Source organism: Staphylococcus sp. AtDRG32 (genome assembly GCF_004365845.1).
Classification (GTDB): domain Bacteria; phylum Bacillota; class Bacilli; order Staphylococcales; family Staphylococcaceae; genus Staphylococcus; species Staphylococcus hominis.
The window spans coordinates 408,028-427,983 of record NZ_SODE01000001.1; the positions used below are offsets into that span (position 1 = coordinate 408,028).

Consider the following 19,956-nt stretch of genomic DNA (forward strand, 5'->3'; position numbering starts at 1 on the left):
TTAAACGTATTAATGTTCTTCTTTATTATCTGAAGCGTCTTGTGCTTCATTTGAAGTTTCATCAACTTCCGCTGATAATTCAGCTGTTGTTAAGTTTGTTTCTTCTAAATTGATGTCATCAATTTCAATATCTTTATCTTCAGAAAATACTATTTCATCAGCTTTTTCTTCAGATTCAATTATAGGATAAATCCCTGCTTCGCGAGCATCTGTTTCAGATTTAATATCAATTTTCCATCCTGTCAGTTTGGCAGCTAAGCGCGCATTTTGTCCTCGTTTACCAATAGCTAATGATAATTGATAATCAGGTACTACCACTACAGTAGATTGGTTATCTTCATCAACAATAACTTCTAAAACTTGTGATGGGCTTAAAGCATTACGTACAAAAACGTTTGGATCTTCATCCCATTGAACAATATCGATTTTTTCCCCACCTAATTCTTCAACAACCGCTTCAACACGTGAACCTTTTGCACCTACACAAGCTCCCACTGCATCTATATCTGGATTTTCAGAGTATACACTAATTTTAGAACGATCTCCTGCTTCACGTGCAACTGATTTCACAATAACAGTTCCATCATAAATTTCTGGGACTTCTTGTTCAAATAAACGTTTTAATAAACCCGGATGACTTCTTGACACATAAATTTGTGGACCTTTTGTTGTTTGCTCTACTTTATTAACATAGACTTTAATTCTTTCATTTGGAACGTATGTCTCATTAGGACTTCTTTCAGCTTCAGATAAAACCGCTTCGATTCTACCTAAATTAACATACACATATCGATGATCAACACGATCAATCACACCTGTTAAAATATCTTCTTCTTTATCAATAAACTCAGAGTATAAAATTTCTCTTTCAGCATCTCTTAGACGTTGCATTACTGCTTGTTTAGCAGCCTGTGCACCAACACGACCAAAGTCTTTAGGTGTGACATCTTCTTCGTAAATATCACCTATTTCATAAGCAGGATTTTTAACTAAAGCAGTGCTTAAATCAACTTCTTCACGATCATCAAATACTTCTTCTACAACTTCTTTACGTGCGATGACTTTAAATGTGCCTTCATCCATATTTAATTCTACACGAACGTTTCTAGCACTATCATAATTTTTCTTATATGCAGTAATTAAAGCTGCTTCAATTGCATCAATCAAAACTTCTCTTGGAATTTTCTTTTCCTTTTCTAAGTATTCAGTTGCTAATAATAATTCATTACTTGCCACAATTATTCCTCCTCATCACGTTAAATCATTACAGCGTGACGTGCTTTTGCAATTTTATTTCTTGGTATCTCAATTGTTTTTTTCTTTGATTTTTCTTTAACTTCCATAGTTATTGTGTCATCATCGACAGACTTCAGAATACCTAACCATTCTTTATCACCTTCAATTGGCGCATAAAGAGATACAAATACAGGTTGCTCTATCGCATTTTGATAATCTTTTTCTTTTTTTAGTGGACGTTCAGCTCCAGGTGAAGCTACATCAAGATAATACATTTCAGGAATAGGATCATTTTGATCCATTGCTTCACTTATTTTTTCAGAAGCAAGCGTACAATCATTTAAATCTACGCCACCTTCTTTATCAATAGAGATTCTCAAAAAACGATCTTTGCCTTCTTTTGCATATTCAACATCAACTAATTCAAAGTTTAAATCATCTAAAATGGGAGTAATGATAGTTTCTACTTCTTCAGTAATTTTACTCATACAGGCCTCCTTTTTTGGCAAATAGAAAAGAGCGGGTATATGCCCACTCTTTCTGCCTGAGTCTAAATTTTTACACAAATTAATTATAACATACTTTATATGCTTAAACAAATGAAGCTACTATTAATACATCTAAGTTCTCCATTTACATATCAAAAATGGACAACTGTGCTTTATCTGGTAAATCTGGTAATGAACCTAAATCATCAAGGTATTCAATAATTTTTTGAGATAAACCTGCTTTTTTATTAAGGTCTTCTTTGGATAAAAACGGCCCGTCTTCACGTGCCTCAACAATACGTTTAGCTACGTTTTCACCTAATCCTGGCACAGCAATAAATGGTGGGATCAATGTATCATCTTCAATAATAAAATCAAAAGCTTGACTTTTTTCTAAGCTAATCGGCTGCATTTTAAATCCACGATGTGCCATTTCATTCATTATTTCTAATACTGTTAATACATCTTTTTCTTTTTTTCCTAAATCCATATAACGAGAATACATATCTTTAACTGTGTTCTTAATACTTTCTTTATCTTTAATCATTGTAATTAAATCAAAGTCTGATGCACGAATTGTAAAATATGCTGCATAATAGTATAACGGATGATGCACTTTAAAGTATGCAATACGTACAGCCATAAGTACATAAGCAGCTGCGTGAGCTTTAGGGAACATGTATTTAATTTTTAAGCATGAATCTAAATACCAATCAGGTACATCATTCGCTTTCATTGCATCTATCATTTCATCTGTAAGTCCTTTACCTTTACGCACAGACTCCATTGTTTTGAAGGCCATTGATGGTTCAAGTCCAGCATACATAAGATATACCATAATATCGTCACGACAACCAATTACACTGGATAAATCGCAGATGCCTGATCGAATTAACTCTTGCGCATTACCAAGCCACACATCGGTACCATGTGATAATCCTGAAATTTGTACAAGTTCAGAAAATGTTGTTGGCTTAGTGTCTTCTAACATTTGACGAACGAAACCTGTACCAAATTCAGGTACACCAAATGTGCCTGTCTTACATAAAATATCCTCTTCTGTTACACCTAAAGAGGCCGGACTACTAAATATTTGCATTGTCTCCTTATCATCAACAGGAATCGTTTTAGGATCGATACCCGATAAATCCTGTAACATACGTATCATTGTAGGATCATCGTGTCCAAGTATATCAAGTTTTAACACATTATCATGAATCGAGTGGAAATCAAAGTGTGTTGTCATCCAAGGTGCACTTTGATCATCTGCTGGATATTGTATCGGTGTAAAATCGTAAATATCCATATAATCAGGAACTACAATAATTCCTCCTGGATGCTGTCCAGTCGTACGTTTAACACCTGTACATCCTTTGACAAGTCTATCGATTTCCGCACCACGTTTATGAATACCTTGATCATTTAGATATCCTTTAACGAAACCAAATGCCGTTTTTTCAGCCACTGTACCAATTGTACCTGCTCGGAATACTTTATCTTCTCCAAAAAGTACTTTCGTATAGTTATGAGCATGCGGTTGATATTCACCACTAAAGTTCAAGTCAATATCTGGGACTTTATCTCCTTTAAATCCTAAGAAAGTCTCAAATGGAATATCTTGACCTTCTTTAATTAATTCGCCACCACATGTTTCACACGTTTTATCAGGTAAGTCGAATCCAGAACCTACCGATCCATCATCAAAAAATTCACTCGTCTTACAATGTGGACATATATAGTGTGGAGGGAGCGGATTCACTTCTGTAATCTCTGTCATTGTTGCAACAAAGCTCGAACCTACAGAACCACGTGACCCTACCAAATATCCATCATCTAATGATTTTTTAACTAACCGTTGTGATATAAGATAGATAACTGAAAAGCCATTACCAATAATACTATCTAATTCTTTTTCGAGACGATCAATTACAATTTGCGGTAAGTCATCACCATACAATTTTTTTGCATTTGTATAGCTTAACTCACGTATTTCTTCATTAGCGCCCTCCATACGTGGCGTAAATAATTGATCTTTAATTGGAATTACTTTCTCAATTCGGTCTGCTAATTCATTTGTATTTTTAACAACAATATCATAGGCTTTATCTTCTCCTAAGAAATGAAATTCATCTAACATTTCATCTGTTGTTCTAAAATGTGCTTCTGGAAGTGTGGAACGATTTAATGGATTACCTGGTTGTGATGCAATTAAAATTTTACGAGCAATAGCATCATGCTCAAATAGGTAATGAGCATTACCAGTAGCTATCACAGGTATTCCTGTACTTTCTCCCGCTTTTAAAATACGATCATATATTTCATACAATGTTTCAGTATCACGAATTAATTCACGATCGATTAAATCTTGATAAAGTTTAGGTGGTTGTACTTCTATAAAATCATAATACTTTGCTATTTTTTCAACTTCAGATTGATCACGTTGCATCACAGCTGTAAATAATTCCCCTTCATCACAAGCTGTACCAACTAAAATGCCTTCTCGATATTCATTTAATAATGATCGTGGAATTCTAGGTGTTCTGTAATAATATTTTACTAAAGAAGCACTTACGATTTTAAATAAATTCTTAAGTCCATCTTGATTTTGAACTATGAGTGTGACATGAGTTGGTCGTGCACGTTTATAGGCATCTTCATTTGATAATTTTTTATTAATATCTTTATGATTAGCCACACCTAATTCTTTCATTTGTTGAACCATTTTAATGAAAATATAAGCTGTTGCTTCAGTATCATAAATCGCTCTATGGTGTTGAGTGAGTTCAACGCCATATTTTTTAGCTAAGAAATTTAACCCATGTTTACCATATTCAGTGTTAATAGTACGTGATAATTCAAGGGTATCAATCACTCCATTAGTTGATGGACCAAAACCTAATCGTTCGTACCCTGTATCAATAAAGCCCATATCGAATGAAGCATTATGCGCTACAAAAATGGCATCTCCTACCCATTCCTTAAATTCTGTTAGTACTTCTTCAATTTCTGGTGCATCCACTAGCATGTCATCTGTAATGTGTGTCAGATTAATTATTGTTTCTGATAATTTTTCATGTGGATTACTAAATCTTTCAAATTTATCTATAATTTCGCCATCTTTAACTTTGACAGCAGCAAGTTCAATAATTTGATCATATTGATTAGATAAACCTGTTGTTTCGACGTCAAACACTACATATGTCGCATCTTTTAAATTTCTATCGGTAGGTTTATAGGCAATAGGCACGCCATCATCGACTAACATGCCTTCCATCCCGTAAATCATTTTAATTCCATTTTTTTCCGCTGCACTATGAGCATCAGGAAAAGCTTGAACCACATTATGATCAGTAACAGCTATTGCTTTATGTCCCCATGCTGCAGCCTGATTAACATATGCGCTGATGTTTGGAATACCATCCATTTGACTCATTGATGAATGTAAATGAAATTCGACACGTTTCTCTTCTGCTTTATCTTGTTTAGGTGTCTTTTTGATTTCTTCAATATCTGACATCATCATGACTAAATCACGGACAAATGTATCTTCTTCTATACGACCTTGTGCACGTACCCATTTACCTACACTTAAGGCTTTAAAGTGATTTAAATCATCCTTATTTTTTCTAGTAAACATTTTTAATACTAAAGAATCTGTATAGTCTGTCACTTTAAGTTCAACGATGTGACGTCCACTTTTTAGTTCTTTAATATTAATATCAAAGATAACCCCTTCAATGGCTACTTTAAATTCTTCTTCAATAATTGTTTCAATAGGTTTAATATTTTCAACGTGAATTGGCTTTCCTATTTGACATTTTTCAACACTACTACCGTTATTATCTTGTTGTTTTGCTTTTTCAGCTTTTATTTTTTCAATTTTTTCTGTAGCTTCTTTAGCACTTTGTTGATCTTCTTCTTGAATATGTGCCTCTAATGAAGCAAGATCTTCATCTCTATTCGAATCGTCAGTTTCAAATATTACTTTATCTATATCAAAGCCACATTTTTGAAATGCTTTTACTAAACTACCATTACATACTTTATCAAAATGATTTCTTTCAATATCATTTGAAGTCATTACTTTTAAAACATTACCTGACATAATTAAACGTTTTTGTTTAAGTTGACCCTTCACTTTTGGTGATAAAGCTGTGTGTTCAATACAATGTCCAAAATATTTAATCACATGTTCATCTTGATTCGATGTATTTTGAATTGTAAAATGCCAGTCCACATGTGCAATATCTTTAAACTCTTCTTTAATTGCATGAGTAAAGATTAAATAATCTTCATTTGAAAGAAAATAAGGTAACGTAATTTGAAATTCCCAACTTCTATTTTTATTTGATACATCTATTCGTGTGAGTTCACCTTTTTCAAGTATTTCTTTATCCAATTGATTTGAAATCTTAATTTGATCGGCAAGTACTCTAAATTTTTCCTGACTTGTCATTGCCACAAAGAATAACCACCTTATTTCGAACTTATCATTTACTTTAAAAAACTTGATTTATATTATACTACTTTCACATTTATTTTTCATGATTACAGTTTAACTAATAAAAACAATAAAAGAGGTTGGAAACAACAAAATGTTCCAACCATTTTTATTCATGTGCACCTATAGTTTTTCATAGAGTGAAGCAATGTGATTGTCTAATTCATTAACATGAACTTCTTCACTTTCACCCGTTTGACGCACTTTAACTTCAACAATACCTTCACTTGCATTTTTACCTACAACAATTCTTATCGGTAAACCAATTAAATCAGCGTCATTAAATTTAACGCCTGCACGCTCTTTACGATCATCATAAAGTACATCATATTTAGATTGTAATTCTGAGTATAATTTATCTCCTAATTCAAGTTGTTCTTCTTTTTTAGGATTGATTGTAATTAAATGTAAATCAAATGGAGTGACTGACTTTGGCCAAATAATACCATTTTCATCATTATTTTGCTCAACAATCGCACTTAATGTTCTAGACACTCCGATACCATAGCAACCCATAATTAAAGGTTGCGCTTTACCTTGATTATCTAAAAATTTAGCATTCATTGCTTCAGAATATTTCGTTCCCAGTTTAAATACTTGTCCAACTTCAATACCTTCTGCAAATTTTGCATTTCCAGAACCATCACTTAACGGTTCACCTTCTAAAATAAATCTAAAGTCTCCGTATTCATCGATATTAAAATCACGCTCAACATTTGCATTAATATAGTGATAGCCATCTTCATTAGCACCTACCACTATGTTATTTAAATCTTTAACAAAATTATCAGCAATAATTTTAATGTCTTTATTATGAATAGGTCCTAATGAACCAGGATTTGCTCCAAGTAAATTTACAATTTCATCTTGAGTCGCCATTTCCACATTATCAGTTTCAAAGTATGCTTTCACCTTCACATCATTGAGCTCGTGATGGCCTCTTACTAAGAACATGATGAATTCTCCATCCACTTTGAAAATCATTGTTTTTACAATTTCATCAATTGGACGATTTAAAAAGTCAGCCAATTCTTGAGCTGTTTTAATATTTGGCGTTTCTATTTTTTCTAGTGATTTAATGTCTGTATGTTTCTCATTTGGATAATACTTAACTTCAGCTTTTTCAATATTTGCTGCATAATCACTATTTTCACTATACACAATCGTATCTTCACCAATTTCACTTAAAGCCATAAATTCATGTGTATGATTACCGCCAATAGCACCTGAATCAGCTACTACTGGACGCGCATTAATTCCAACACGTTTAAAAATACGACTATAAGCATTGTACATCTCTTGATATGTTTGATCTAATGATGCTTCATCAGCATGGAAAGAATAAGCATCTTTCATGATGAACTCTCTTCCACGTAATAAACCAAAACGTGGACGTTTTTCATCACGGAACTTAGATTGAATTTGGAATAATGTTAATGGTAATTGTTTATAAGACTTTAATTCGTCTCTAACGATAGAAGTCACTACTTCTTCGTGAGTAGGTCCTAAAGCAAATTCTCTTCCATTACGGTCTTTTAATCGCATTAATTCAGGACCATAAGCGCCCCAACGTCCCGACTCTTCCCAAAGTTCTGCTTGCTGCAATGCTGGCATTAAAATCTCAACTGCATCAATATTTTCCATTTCTTCACGAATGATTTTAGAAATATGATTTAGTACACGTGTTGCTAAGGGTAAATAACTATAAATACCACTTGTGCTTTGTTTAATTAAACCTGCTTTTAATAACAACTGATGACTTAAAGCCTCAGCTTCAGAAGGGACTTCTCTCATTGTTGGTATAAAGACTTTCGATTGTTTCATTTTTTATCCTCCTAAATTATAAGAAATAACGTTGTATATCATTCCAAGTGACTAAGACCATAATAATCACTACAAATATAGCTCCAACAGCAATAATTGCAGTTTCAGCTTTTTTGTTTACTGGTCTTCTAAATATCGCTTCATAAATAACAAATAAAATTCTACCACCATCTAAAGCTGGAATAGGTAATAAGTTCATAATCCCTAAGTTAACACTCAGCAATGCCGTATAGTATGTTAATGCAATAATACCTTGTTTTACTACAGAATCTACATTGTGATAAATACCCACTGGACCATTTAACATATCAAAAGTAAAGCCACCTGTGAAAATACTTCCAATCATTGTTCCAACTGCTTTAAAAATAAGTACACTTGCATCTAAAAATTGTTGTACGCCTAATGCTAATGGCTTAAATAGTGAATGTTCATTCGCAGGTTGAAAACCTAATACATAAGAAGTTTTAGAATTTAATTTTGTCTGTTTAATCACTTGTTTTTTAGGTGTAACATCTAGTGATTTGGTGTGACCATCTCGTACAATTTTAATTGTTGTTTGATGGTCTTTCGTTTTATTAAGTGCACTTTGAATATCGCTAAAATCGTTAATTTTATAGTGTCCAACTTGAACAATTTTATCTCCAGCTTTTAATCCAGCTTCTTGTGCTGGATAATTGTCTGCTAATTGTTTTACTGTAGGGGTAGGCGTACCTTGATAATAAGCTAAGCCAATAAATAGTACGAGAGCTAAAATAAAGTTAAATAATGGGCCCGCAAATAAAGTTAAAAACTTAGGTAATGGTTTTTTATGTGTAAATTGACGATGCCTTGGTGCAATTTGAATTAAACTACCATTTTCAACAAAGTAAGCTTTTTTAGCAATATTAAAATGATGTCTTTCATTATCATATGCTGTAATACCTTCAATATATAAATCATCTTTAAAATCACATCGTTTAACTTCAATCGCTTCAATTTTTTGGAATTTATGTTGATCATCTAAAATAATATGTGTAATTTCATCTTGTTCATTTAGTTTTATTTTAACATTCATTCCTGGCTGAACGGGTGGTTCTTCTAATCCATCTCCTGCCATTCTTACATATCCACCAACTGGAAGTAAACGTATTGTATATAACGTTTCATCTTTACGGAAACTGAAAATTTTGGGTCCCATTCCAATCGCAAATTCTGGACACATAATACCTGCACGTTTTGCAAAAAACATATGTCCATATTCATGTACTGTAACGAGTACACCAAATACGATAATAAATGAGACGATTGTGATTAAATAACTCACTTACAACACCTCAATTAATTTTAATATTTAAATTATCTAGATTATAAGATTTTAGATTTTAAATTTTAAATTTTATAATAATTTCTAGTATAAAAAAACAGTTTTAAAAAAAGAGCTATAAAGTACACGATTGTATAATATTAATCAAATGTGAACTCAATAACTCCTCAATTATATCATTATATGCTTTTCATAAATAAATAAAACGTTAATTTTTTATTACATTTGTAGTAATAGAATGTTTAACAGTGGTAAAACAAACATAAAGCTATCAAATCTATCTAAAATACCGCCATGTCCTGGCAAGATTCTGCCTGAATCTTTAACACCAAAATGACGTTTAAAACCAGATTCTACTAAGTCACCTAATTGACCAAATACACTTAAAATAATTGTAATTAATAATAACAACCAAATATTTAGATGAAAATCTACAAAAAACATCATTACAAGTGGAACAATTAAACTACAAATGAGTCCTCCAATAAAACCTTCAATCGTTTTGTTTGGACTAATAACTGGCCATAGTTTGTGTTTTCCCATTAATCGTCCAAATATATATGCGCCAGTATCTGTTAACCATACGATTAAAAATGCAAAAAGTATATAATGTAAACCATAAGAACGTGTAGCATAAAAATACATAAATCCTATTCCAACGTATGCTACAGACATTAAACAAAATGCAGCGTCCATAAAGCTAAATCTGTTTTTCGAAAGTACAGTATAACTTAATAGTATGAAGCTCATTGCAATTAAACTTTTTAATTGAACATCACTCACCCAATCTCCGGAAGACTGAGGAAGCATAATAATAATAAGCGCTATAGCACTGAAAATACCTGGAATTGATAAAAATTTAATCATATTCATATTTAACAATTCTTTTAAAGCAATGAGCGCCAGCAAATAAGCAAAAAGCATTAAAATAGTTCCACCTTTTAATAATATAGGTAGAAAAATAAGCAATGCTATAATCGCGGTCAATGTTCTTACTTTCATAAATTACTCCTCACTTAATCCTCCAAAACGTCTTTGGCGAGATTGATATATTTTTATACATTGTTTTAATTCTTCACCATCAAAGTCTGGCCATAACTTCTCATTAAAAATAAATTCACTATACGAAGCCTGCCAAATTAAGAAGTTACTAAGGCGTTGTTCTCCAGATGTACGTATTAATAAATCTGGATCTGGATATGGATGGGTCATTAAATGTTTGGAAATCATCAATTCATCAATATCATCACTGTTTTGACCATTACGTTGAAGTTCATCATAAATTGATTTCATACTTTGAACAAGTTCAGCTCGTCCACCATAATTAATGGCAAATACTAATTTCAATCCTGTATTATTTTTGGTTTTTTCTTTAGCATAATTAATCGCCTCAATTGTTGATTGGGGTATTGCATCTAAAAAACCAATAGTTTCTATCTTAACATTTTTCTCTACAAGTTCTGGTAGAAATGTTTTTAAAAAATTCACAGGTAAATTCATGATATAATTAACTTCACTTTCAGGTCTTGACCAATTTTCCGTTGAAAAAGCGTATAAAGTTAAATATTTAATACCTAAATGACTTGCTTCACGTGTCACTTTTTTTATGGTTTGCATACCTTCATAGTGACCTTTAATTCTAGGCATTTTACGCTTTTTTGCCCAACGACCATTTCCGTCCATGATAATTGCTATATGTTCAGGTAAATTATGTATATCTAAATCATCATTTTGATTGATTTTAGTCTTATTTCTTTTTATTAGCTTTCTAAACATGGTCTTTCCTCCGAGCCTGATCATTTCTGTTATATTATATAGGTTATTTAAGAAATCATCTATCATTTTATCATACTAAATAATGGCATTGAATAAGCAAATTAAAAAACTGTACCAAAGTCTGACTTGGCACAGTTTAGACTAAAACAATTTATAATCTTGTCATAGAAGAGTATGATGAAATATTAAACAGACATAATATCTTTTTCTTTTTCATCAACTAAATTATCAATTTCTTTAATTGAATTGTCTGTTACTTTTTGAACATCTTCTGTTTGGCTTCTTAAATCATCTTCAGTAATGTCTCCATTTTTTTCGTCTTTTTTCAATTGATCATTGATATCACGACGAATATTACGGATTGAAACTTTTGAATCTTCACCGATTTTTTTAACATTTTTAACTAATTCTTTACGGCGTTCTTCAGTTAAAGCAGGAACAGTGATACGAATAACTTCACCGTCACTAGTAGGGTTCACACCTAGGTTAGCAGCAATAATCGCTTTTTCAATATCAGCTACAGATGATTTATCATATGGAGAAATGACAAGTAAGCGTGCTTCAGGCACGTTTATACTCGCTAACTGTTGAACTGGTGTTGGCGCACCATAATAATCAACATTTACTCCATTTAATAAATTAGAATTCGCTCTACCTGCACTAATATTAGCTAATTCACGTGATAAATTTTCAATTGATTTTTTCATTCTAGATTTTGTATCTTGAATTATCTCACTCATACATTTACACCTCTAATTATTTAGTAATTAATGTACCAATTTTTTCGCCCATAACGGCACGTTTAATATTGCCTTCTTCCATAATAGAGAATACATTTAATGGAATGTTATTATCCATACAGAATGAAGAAGCAGTTGAATCCATAACTTGTAGGCCTTCTTGTAACATTTGAATATGTGTTAGATGATCATATTTTACAGCATTTTTATCAATTTTTGGATCGGCAGAATACACACCATCAACATTATTTTTACCCATTAAAATGACATCGGCCTCTACTTCAGCTGCACGTAGTGCTGCAGTTGTGTCAGTAGAGAAGTATGGATTACCAATACCAGCTGCAAAAATAACTACGCGTTTTTTCTCTAAATGTCTAATTGCGCGACGACGAATATAAGGCTCAGCAACCTGTTTCATTTCAATTGAAGTTAATACTCGTGTATCACAATCTAATTGCTCTAAACTATCTTGTAATGCCAATGCATTCATTACAGTAGCAAGCATGCCCATATAATCAGCTGTACCACGGTCCATGCCTAAATCGCTACCTGTTTTACCTCTCCAAATATTACCGCCACCAACGATAACAGCTATTTCACAATCCATTTTAGCTACTTCAGCGACTTGTTTTGCTACACTTTTAATGATGATAGGATTGATACCAAAACCTTTTTCACCTGCAAGTGCTTCACCACTAAGTTTCAGTACTACACGTTTATATTTAGAAGTCTGCGCCATTATTTTTTCCTCTCTATGATTAATGATATGTAATATATACAAGTAAAGAAGACACTAATGGTCTTCTATAATAAAAGAATTTTATTATATAGAATTCCTTAAAGGTGTCTTCTTTCTTGTTAGAATAATGTGAACAAATTATTTCATTTGACCTTTAACTTCATCAGCAAAGTTTTCTTCGCGTTTTTCCATACCTTCGCCTACTTCATAACGTACGAAGTCAGCTAATTTACCGCCTTTAGATTTTAAGAAAGCTTCAACTGTTTGATCTGGGTCTTTAACGAAGTTTTGGTCAACAGCACAAATTTCTTGAAGATATTTACGTAAACGACCTTCAACCATTTTTTCAACGATATTTTCAGGTTTACCTTCATTTAATGCTTGTTGTTTTAATACTTCTCTTTCGTGATTAATTTCTTCGTCACTTACTTGATCTGAAGAAACATATTTAGGATTAATTGCAGCGATGTGCATTGCTACATCTTTAGCTGCTTCTTCATCAGTAGAACCTTCAACAACAGTCAATACACCGATACGTCCACCCATGTGTAAGTATGCACCAAAAGCATCGTTATCAGATTTAGTTCTAATAGCAAAACGACGGATGCTTAATTTTTCACCGATTGTTGAGATAGCCTCTTTCATTCTTTCATCAACTGTTTGACCACTTGCTAATTTAGTTTCTAATAAAGCTTCTACTGTTTCAGCTTTACTTTCAAGGATTTGATTAGCAATTTCTTTAACTAATTCTTGGAATCCTTCGTTTCGAGCAACGAAATCAGTTTCAGAGTTAATTTCAACGATTGCTGCTTCATTACCTTTTACTTCTACATGTACTAAACCTTCAGCAGCGATTCGATCAGCTTTTTTAGCTGCTTTAGCAATACCTTTTTCACGTAAGTAGTCGATTGCTTTATCGATATCTCCATCAGTTTCAGTTAGCGCTTTTTTACAATCCATCATACCTGCGCCAGTTCTTTCACGTAATTCTTTTACAAGTTTTGCTGAAATTGCCATTAATTATTCCTCCAATATGTCTAATTGTAATAATAGATGATATTTAAATATTACCATTAAAGGTACTATTATTTCCAATACTCTATTACGATTTATTAATAATTTTTTAAATTAAGGTTATTTTAAAAAAAGGGCGATAAGCATTACATCTTATCACCCATTTAACTATATCTTAGTTTGATTCAACAGTAGTATTTTCTTCAGTTGATTCTGCTTTTTGAGTTTCTTCACTTTCATCTAAATCGATGTTTTGTTCTGCAGCTACTTCATCGTTTGAAATACCTTGTTGACCTTCTAAGACAGCGTCAGCCATTTTACCAGTTAATAATTTAACGGCACGAATAGCATCATCATTCGCTGGGATAACATAGTCGATTTCATCAGGATCACAGTTAGTGTCAACGATACCAACGATAGGGATATTTAATTTACGTGCTTCAGCAATCGCATTGCGCTCTTTACGAGGGTCAACTACGAATAATGCTTGAGGCATAGATTTCATATCACGAATACCGCCTAAGAATTTGATTAAACGGTCATATTCTTTTTTAAGTTCAACAACTTCTTTTTTAGGTAAAACGTCAAATAAACCGTCTTCTTCCATTTTTTCAATTTCAGAAATACGTTTAATACGTTTTGAGATTGTTTTATAATTAGTTAAGATTCCACCTAACCATCTTTGGTTAACGTAGAATTGACCAGCACGTTCTGCTTCAGCTTTAACTGATTCTTGTGCTTGTTTTTTAGTACCTACGAATAAGACTTTACCGCCATCTTCAGATACTTGTTTTAAGAAGTTATAAGCTTCTTCAACTTTTTTTACTGTTTTTTGTAAGTCAATGATATAAATACCATTTCTTTCAGTAAAGATATATTTTTTCATTTTTGGGTTCCAACGGCGTGTTTGGTGACCGAAGTGAACACCGGCTTCTAGTAATTGTTTCATTGAAATTACTGCCATGTTAAATTCCTCCTATTGGTTAATTACCTCCATAGTAAACTAATATAAAGACAATACTTAAGACTGCACCCTTTATATTTACATTCACTACGTGTGTATTGGCTTTATAGCCGTCAATAATAATATCATATCTAGAATCATTACGCAACATTTTTTAACTGTGTAAAATAAAAAACTACTATCTTAATTTTAATAGATAGATAGTAGTTTTAAAAAATATTTATTCACTTCGATTAAGTTCATCTAAGAATTTTTCTTTTTTAACTTTAATAAATGTACCTTTCATGCCAAGAGATCGTGATTCTATTACACCAGCACTTTCTAATTTACGTAACGCATTTACAATTACAGAACGTGTAATACCTACTCTATCTGCTACTTTAGATGCAATTAATAGACCTTCATTACCACCAAGTTCCTCAAAAATATGTTCAATCGCTTCTTTTTCAGAATAAGATAATGAATTGATTGCCATTGTAATAGCAGCTTTATCACGTGCTTCTTTCTCAACTTCATTATGTTTCTCACGTAAAATTTCCATACCAATAACAGTTGCAGCGTATTCGCCAAGCACTAAATCATTTTCATTAAAGTCATCTTTAACTCTTCCTAGAATCAGTGTACCTAAGCGTTCGCCTCCCCCTAAAATCGGGAAGATGGTTGTTCTACTATTAATAAATACATCTCTGTGTTCTGGAGGGAATACTGTCAAGTCTGAATCAATATCAATATTCGCTTCAGTTTGTTGAACTTGCATAAGTAGTTCAGTGTATTCACTTGGAATATGTTTACTTTCAGTCAACATATTACTAATTCGTTCACTCTTTAAAAGTTCATTTAAACTTGAACCTAAAATTTTACCTCTACGAGAAACGATGAAGACATTTGTAACAGTTACATTACTAATAGTCTGAGCAACATCTTTAAAGTCTACCGCAATGCCTTTATGTTTTTGTAATAATGTATTTAATTCTCTAGTTTTAGATAATAAGCTCATAAAATTTCTCCTTTATTTATATTATAAAATAAATGCACTTAAATCTTTGTTTGTTGAAATAGATTTCAACTTATCATCAACATACTGTGGTGTTATATCTACTACTGCATTTGGCATATTTGGTGCTTCAAAAGATAAATCTTCTAACATTTTTTCTAAAATAGTGTGTAATCGACGTGCACCAATATTGTCTGTATCTTGATTCACTTGATATGCCATTTCAGCTAATCGTGTTATCGCTTCATCAGAGAAGTTGACCGTAACTTCTTCAGTTTTTAACAGTGCTTCATACTGCTTTATAAGAGATAACTTAGGTTCAGTCAATATTCTATAGAAATCATTGACTGTTAAGCTTTCAAGTTCAACTCGAATTGGAAAACGCCCTTGTAACTCAGGAATCAAGTCACTTGGTTTAGAAACATGGAAAGCGCCAGCACCAATAAATAGCATGTGCTCAGTATTTACAGTACCATACTTAGTTTGAATCATGCTACCTTCAAGGATTGGTAATATATCTCTTTGAACACCTTGTCTTGATACATCTTGACCACTATTGGAATTGTTTGTAGCGACTTTATCAATCTCATCGATAAAGATAATTCCCATTTGTTCTGCTAATTCTAAAGCTTCTTGATTAGCAGTTTCTTGATCAATTAATTCATCTGCAAAATCATCAGTAAGAATTTTACGTGCTGTTTTTACTGGTACTTCTCTTTCTACTTTTCGTTTAGGCATCAATTGATTCATCATATCTTGCATTTGTTGATTTTGACTCGTGCCTAACATTCCTAATGCGCCAGGGTCTTGTTCAACTTTGATTCTAACTTTTTCTTCTTCTAGCTTACCTGCTAAAAGTTGTTGTCTTATTTCTGACCGTTTTGTTTTGATTTCTTCTGTAGGGGCTTCTTCTTCCTCGTCATTCTGATTAAAATTAGGAATAGCACCACCTAAAAGAGATTCAAGTGGATTATTATTTTGAGCTGCTTTTTTCTTCATACTAGGAACAAGTAATTTTACTAATTTTTCATTAGCTTTTTGTGTTGCTTCATCTTCAACTAATGATTTCTTTTGCTCTTTTACGAGTCTTACAGACACGTCCACCAAGTCTCTAACCATACTTTCTACATCACGTCCAACATATCCAACTTCAGTGAATTTTGTAGCTTCTACTTTAATGAATGGTGCACCTACGACTTTTGCCATACGGCGTGCAATTTCTGTTTTACCTACACCAGTTGGGCCAATCATTAAAATATTTTTGGGTGCAATTTCTTGCTTAGTTTCTTCATCAAGAAGACTTCTTCTGTATCTATTTCTTAACGCGATTGCTACTTTACGTTTTGCATCTTCTTGACCTACAATATATTCGTCCAATTTAGATACGATATCTTTAGGTGTTAATTTTATACCGTTTGCATCCATTTACTATTACCTCCACCTTAATGTATGTCCATATCAATTCATTTCCGTTTTGTTTATATATGTTATTTATAAAGTCTCAACAATAATATTATCATTTGTAAATACACAAATATCTGAAGCCACTTTTAAGCTTTCATATGCCATTTCTTTAGCAGTCATATGTGAAGCATGACGTTTAAGTGCTCTTCCTGCACTTAATGCATAGTTTCCTCCTGAACCAATAGCGATTAAATCATCGTCAGGCGCAATGACTTCACCTGTACCACTTACCACTAAAATACCATCTTTATCCATTACGATAAGCATGGCTTCCAGTTGACGTAATTGCTTATCTCCACGCCATTCTTGAGCAAGTTCTACAGCAGCGCGTTCTAAATTACCGCTAAATTGTTGTAATTTAGTTTCAAATTTTTCAAATAATGTAAATGCATCGGCTACGCTTCCTGCAAATCCTGCTAACACTTTACCTTCGTATAAGCGTCTTACTTTTCTAGCTGTTTGCTTCATAATTACTTGTTCACCAAGTGTAACTTGACCGTCTCCAGCCATTGCCGCTTCTCCATTGTGTCTTACAGCATATATCGTTGTAGCATGTAATGATGTCTTACTCATTTATTTACTCTCCTTTTTTGCTCGAGGATGTGCATTTAAATACACTTTGCGCAATTGTTGATTAGATACATGTGTATACTTACCAGTTGTAGAAAGGTTAACGTGTCCTAATAAAGATTGAACTGTTCTTAGGTCTGCACCTTGATTCAATAAATGTGTAGCAAATGTATGTCTTAATTTATGAGGGTGGATTTCAGTTACCCCCGCTGTACGTTTAACTACATCATTGAGAAGATATCTAATACCTCTCTCAGTAATAGGATCACCTTTCATATTAACAATTAAATAAGGATGACTTTTACCTTTAAGTGGTTTGAATTTTTCTAAATATTGTTCAATACTTTGTCTACAAAACTCTCCAAAAGGCACAAATCGTTCTTTATTTCCCTTACCCAATACCTTTACCCCTGGAAGATTCATATCTAAATCCATAACCTTTATATTCACAAGTTCTGAAACACGAATGCCTGTTGCATATAATAATTCAATTACTACTCTATCTCTTAATCCTTTTTTTGCATCGTTTGAAACAGTATTAAATAATGCTTCCATTTCTTCTTCATAAAAAAATTGAGGAAGATATTGCTCTTTCTTAGGATGTACAAGTTGTATAAAAGGATTATTTACAGATGTATCTTGAGTCATCCAGAACTCATAAAATGTTCTTAATGTTGATATTTTTCTTGATACAGTAGTACGTTTCAAATTATTGGAATATAAATAACTTAGATAATTTCTTGCATCTTTATATTCAAACGTTCTTAAATTTAACAGTTCTTGTTCTAAAAACTGATTAAATTGAGCTAAATCGTCATGATACGCTTTTAATGTATGGTCGGAGAAATTTCTTTCAACTTTAAGCATATTCAAAAATTTCTTTTGGATTTCTTCCACTAAAAATCCCCTCCATCATATGCATTGTAGCATATAAACTGAGGGGGACTAAAATAATTAGCTATAGAATTCAAAATCTTTTGAGAATTTGTGAATAATTTAAAAATTCCTTCAAAATATTTTATTATAATTTAAATCTATAACGTTTTTTTGAAATTTTCTAAATAGTCTAGTGCACGATATGCTTGTGCTTCATAACGTTCTTTTTTATCTTTAATGCGGCGATCAAGTGACGGCAATAAACCAAAGTTAGCATTCATTGGTTGGAAGTTTTTTTCATTTTTAGCATGAGAAATATAATAAGCCATACTGCCTATCATTGTTTCTCTTGGAAAAATCACTTCTCCTTTTCCAAGTAACTTATGCGCTAAATTGATACCTGCTACAAGTCCACTTGCTGCACTTTCAACATATCCTTCCACACCTGTCATTTGTCCTGCAAATTGAATTCTATCATTATTAATTAATTCATATTTTTCATTTAAAACATCAGGTGAATTAATGAAGGTATTTCTATGCATCACACCATATCTAACAATATCAACATTTTCTAAACCTGGAATTAATTGAATGACTTCTTTTTGAGCGCCCCATTTTAAATGTGTTTGAAAGCCGACAATATTATAAAGCGTACCAGCCGCGTCATCTTGACGTAATTGCACTACTGCATATGGACGTTTACCAGTTTTAGGGTCTTCTAATCCTACTGGTTTCATTGGACCAAATAGTAATGTTTTACGACCTCTACCAGCCATCACTTCAAATGGCATACATCCTTCAAAATATTTTTCTTTTTCAAATTCATTTACAGGTGCAACTTCAGCTTCTAATACCGCATCATAAAAACGATTGAATTCTTCTTCAGTCATAGGGCAATTTAAATATGCTGCTTCACCTTTATCATAGCGTGATTTCAAATAGACTTTATCCATATCAATTGAATCTTTTTCAATGATTGGAGCTGCTGCATCGTAGAAATATAGTTGATCTTTACCTGTAATTTCTACAATTTCTTTAGCTAAATGTTCAGTTGTTAACGGGCCTGTTGCAATGATTGTATGTCCTTCTGGAATACTGTGAATTTCTTTATTCAAAACAGTTACATTAGGATGATTTTTCAATGTATCTGTAATATAACCAGCAAAGTCATGTCTATCTACTGCTAATGCACCACCAGCTGGAACTCTAGCTTTATCAGCTGCTGCGATGATTAATGAATCTAAACGTCGCATTTCTTCTTTAAGCACACCTACACCATTTGTTAATGCATTACCACGTAGTGAATTAGAACATACTAACTCAGCAAATTTATCTGTATGATGGGCAGGCGTTTGTTTAACAGGACGCATTTCGATTAAATTCACTTTAATACCACGTTCTGCTAATTGATAAGCTGCTTCTGAACCAGCTAATCCTGCGCCTATAACATTAACAGTTTGACTCATA

The 19,956-nt window shown here is 32.6% G+C and carries 17 protein-coding genes; all 17 read right to left on the bottom strand.

The annotated features are described in order from the left end of the window. Positions 1-9: 9 nt before the first annotated feature. Complete coding sequence (nusA, locus tag BDW25_RS01985) at positions 10-1,236, bottom strand: transcription termination factor NusA (RefSeq protein WP_002455412.1); 1,227 nt, start codon at positions 1,234-1,236, stop codon at positions 10-12. A 20-nt stretch (positions 1,237-1,256) separates the two neighbouring features. Next, positions 1,257-1,724 (bottom strand): ribosome maturation factor RimP, encoded by a 468-nt coding sequence (gene rimP / locus BDW25_RS01990; protein ID WP_002448726.1) that lies wholly within the window; start codon positions 1,722-1,724, stop codon positions 1,257-1,259. A gap of 145 nt (positions 1,725-1,869) precedes the next feature. Then, positions 1,870-6,180, bottom strand: a complete 4,311-nt coding sequence (locus BDW25_RS01995) for a PolC-type DNA polymerase III (protein ID WP_133944864.1) — start codon at positions 6,178-6,180, stop codon at positions 1,870-1,872. 168 nt (positions 6,181-6,348) lie between these two features. Further along, positions 6,349-8,049 (bottom strand): proline--tRNA ligase, encoded by a 1,701-nt coding sequence (locus BDW25_RS02000; RefSeq protein WP_133944729.1) that lies wholly within the window; start codon positions 8,047-8,049, stop codon positions 6,349-6,351. 16 nt (positions 8,050-8,065) lie between these two features. Next, positions 8,066-9,352 (bottom strand): RIP metalloprotease RseP, encoded by a 1,287-nt coding sequence (rseP, locus tag BDW25_RS02005; RefSeq protein ID WP_017174606.1) that lies wholly within the window; start codon positions 9,350-9,352, stop codon positions 8,066-8,068. Positions 9,353-9,571: 219 nt separating this feature from the next. After that, positions 9,572-10,354: a phosphatidate cytidylyltransferase gene (locus BDW25_RS02010; protein WP_049382496.1), complete on the bottom strand. Its 783-nt coding sequence runs from the start codon at positions 10,352-10,354 to the stop codon at positions 9,572-9,574. Between the two features lie 3 nt (positions 10,355-10,357). Further along, positions 10,358-11,128, bottom strand: a complete 771-nt coding sequence (locus BDW25_RS02015; protein ID WP_049420551.1) for an isoprenyl transferase — start codon at positions 11,126-11,128, stop codon at positions 10,358-10,360. 185 nt (positions 11,129-11,313) lie between these two features. Further along, positions 11,314-11,868 carry a ribosome recycling factor gene (gene frr / locus BDW25_RS02020; RefSeq protein ID WP_017174603.1) on the bottom strand — a complete coding sequence of 185 codons (555 nt, stop codon included), beginning with the start codon at positions 11,866-11,868 and terminating at the stop codon, positions 11,314-11,316. A 16-nt stretch (positions 11,869-11,884) separates the two neighbouring features. Continuing rightward, positions 11,885-12,607: a UMP kinase gene (pyrH, locus tag BDW25_RS02025; RefSeq protein WP_017174602.1), complete on the bottom strand. Its 723-nt coding sequence runs from the start codon at positions 12,605-12,607 to the stop codon at positions 11,885-11,887. Between the two features lie 138 nt (positions 12,608-12,745). Beyond that, positions 12,746-13,624 carry a translation elongation factor Ts gene (gene tsf / locus BDW25_RS02030; RefSeq protein WP_017174601.1) on the bottom strand — a complete coding sequence of 293 codons (879 nt, stop codon included), beginning with the start codon at positions 13,622-13,624 and terminating at the stop codon, positions 12,746-12,748. Between the two features lie 172 nt (positions 13,625-13,796). After that, positions 13,797-14,585: a 30S ribosomal protein S2 gene (gene rpsB, locus BDW25_RS02035; protein WP_002448842.1), complete on the bottom strand. Its 789-nt coding sequence runs from the start codon at positions 14,583-14,585 to the stop codon at positions 13,797-13,799. 19 nt (positions 14,586-14,604) lie between these two features. Then, positions 14,605-14,736: a hypothetical protein gene (locus BDW25_RS11110; RefSeq protein WP_256096029.1), complete on the bottom strand. Its 132-nt coding sequence runs from the start codon at positions 14,734-14,736 to the stop codon at positions 14,605-14,607. A gap of 69 nt (positions 14,737-14,805) precedes the next feature. Continuing rightward, positions 14,806-15,582: a GTP-sensing pleiotropic transcriptional regulator CodY gene (gene codY / locus BDW25_RS02040; RefSeq protein WP_017174600.1), complete on the bottom strand. Its 777-nt coding sequence runs from the start codon at positions 15,580-15,582 to the stop codon at positions 14,806-14,808. Between the two features lie 21 nt (positions 15,583-15,603). Further along, positions 15,604-17,004, bottom strand: a complete 1,401-nt coding sequence (gene hslU, locus BDW25_RS02045) for an ATP-dependent protease ATPase subunit HslU (RefSeq protein WP_017174599.1) — start codon at positions 17,002-17,004, stop codon at positions 15,604-15,606. Between the two features lie 66 nt (positions 17,005-17,070). Beyond that, a complete protein-coding gene (gene hslV / locus BDW25_RS02050) occupies positions 17,071-17,616 on the bottom strand; it encodes an ATP-dependent protease subunit HslV (protein WP_002448739.1) in 546 nt (181 codons plus the stop codon). Next, a complete protein-coding gene (gene xerC, locus BDW25_RS02055) occupies positions 17,617-18,510 on the bottom strand; it encodes a tyrosine recombinase XerC (RefSeq protein ID WP_017174598.1) in 894 nt (297 codons plus the stop codon). It abuts the gene before it with no gap. 137 nt (positions 18,511-18,647) lie between these two features. Beyond that, positions 18,648-19,955 carry an FADH(2)-oxidizing methylenetetrahydrofolate--tRNA-(uracil(54)-C(5))-methyltransferase TrmFO gene (trmFO, locus tag BDW25_RS02060; protein ID WP_002455420.1) on the bottom strand — a complete coding sequence of 436 codons (1,308 nt, stop codon included), beginning with the start codon at positions 19,953-19,955 and terminating at the stop codon, positions 18,648-18,650. Position 19,956 lies beyond the last annotated feature (1 nt).

Bases quoted from the DNA above. Each gene is read 5' to 3' on its own strand.
- BDW25_RS02000 (WP_133944729.1), bottom strand. From the start codon at position 8,049: ATGAAACAATCGAAAGTCTTTATACCAACAATGAGAGAAGTCCCTTCT.
- pyrH (WP_017174602.1), bottom strand. From the start codon at position 12,607: ATGGCGCAGACTTCTAAATATAAACGTGTAGTACTGAAACTTAGTGGT.
- hslU (WP_017174599.1), bottom strand. From the start codon at position 17,004: ATGGATGCAAACGGTATAAAATTAACACCTAAAGATATCGTATCTAAA.
- codY (WP_017174600.1), bottom strand. From the start codon at position 15,582: ATGAGCTTATTATCTAAAACTAGAGAATTAAATACATTATTACAAAAA.
- rpsB (WP_002448842.1), bottom strand. From the start codon at position 14,585: ATGGCAGTAATTTCAATGAAACAATTACTAGAAGCCGGTGTTCACTTC.
- hslV (WP_002448739.1), bottom strand. From the start codon at position 17,616: ATGAGTAAGACATCATTACATGCTACAACGATATATGCTGTAAGACAC.
- tsf (WP_017174601.1), bottom strand. From the start codon at position 13,624: ATGGCAATTTCAGCAAAACTTGTAAAAGAATTACGTGAAAGAACTGGC.
- BDW25_RS11110 (WP_256096029.1), bottom strand. From the start codon at position 14,736: ATGTTGCGTAATGATTCTAGATATGATATTATTATTGACGGCTATAAA.
- BDW25_RS02015 (WP_049420551.1), bottom strand. From the start codon at position 11,128: ATGTTTAGAAAGCTAATAAAAAGAAATAAGACTAAAATCAATCAAAAT.
- BDW25_RS02010 (WP_049382496.1), bottom strand. From the start codon at position 10,354: ATGAAAGTAAGAACATTGACCGCGATTATAGCATTGCTTATTTTTCTA.
- trmFO (WP_002455420.1), bottom strand. From the start codon at position 19,955: ATGAGTCAAACTGTTAATGTTATAGGCGCAGGATTAGCTGGTTCAGAA.
- frr (WP_017174603.1), bottom strand. From the start codon at position 11,868: ATGAGTGAGATAATTCAAGATACAAAATCTAGAATGAAAAAATCAATT.
- BDW25_RS01995 (WP_133944864.1), bottom strand. From the start codon at position 6,180: ATGACAAGTCAGGAAAAATTTAGAGTACTTGCCGATCAAATTAAGATT.
- rimP (WP_002448726.1), bottom strand. From the start codon at position 1,724: ATGAGTAAAATTACTGAAGAAGTAGAAACTATCATTACTCCCATTTTA.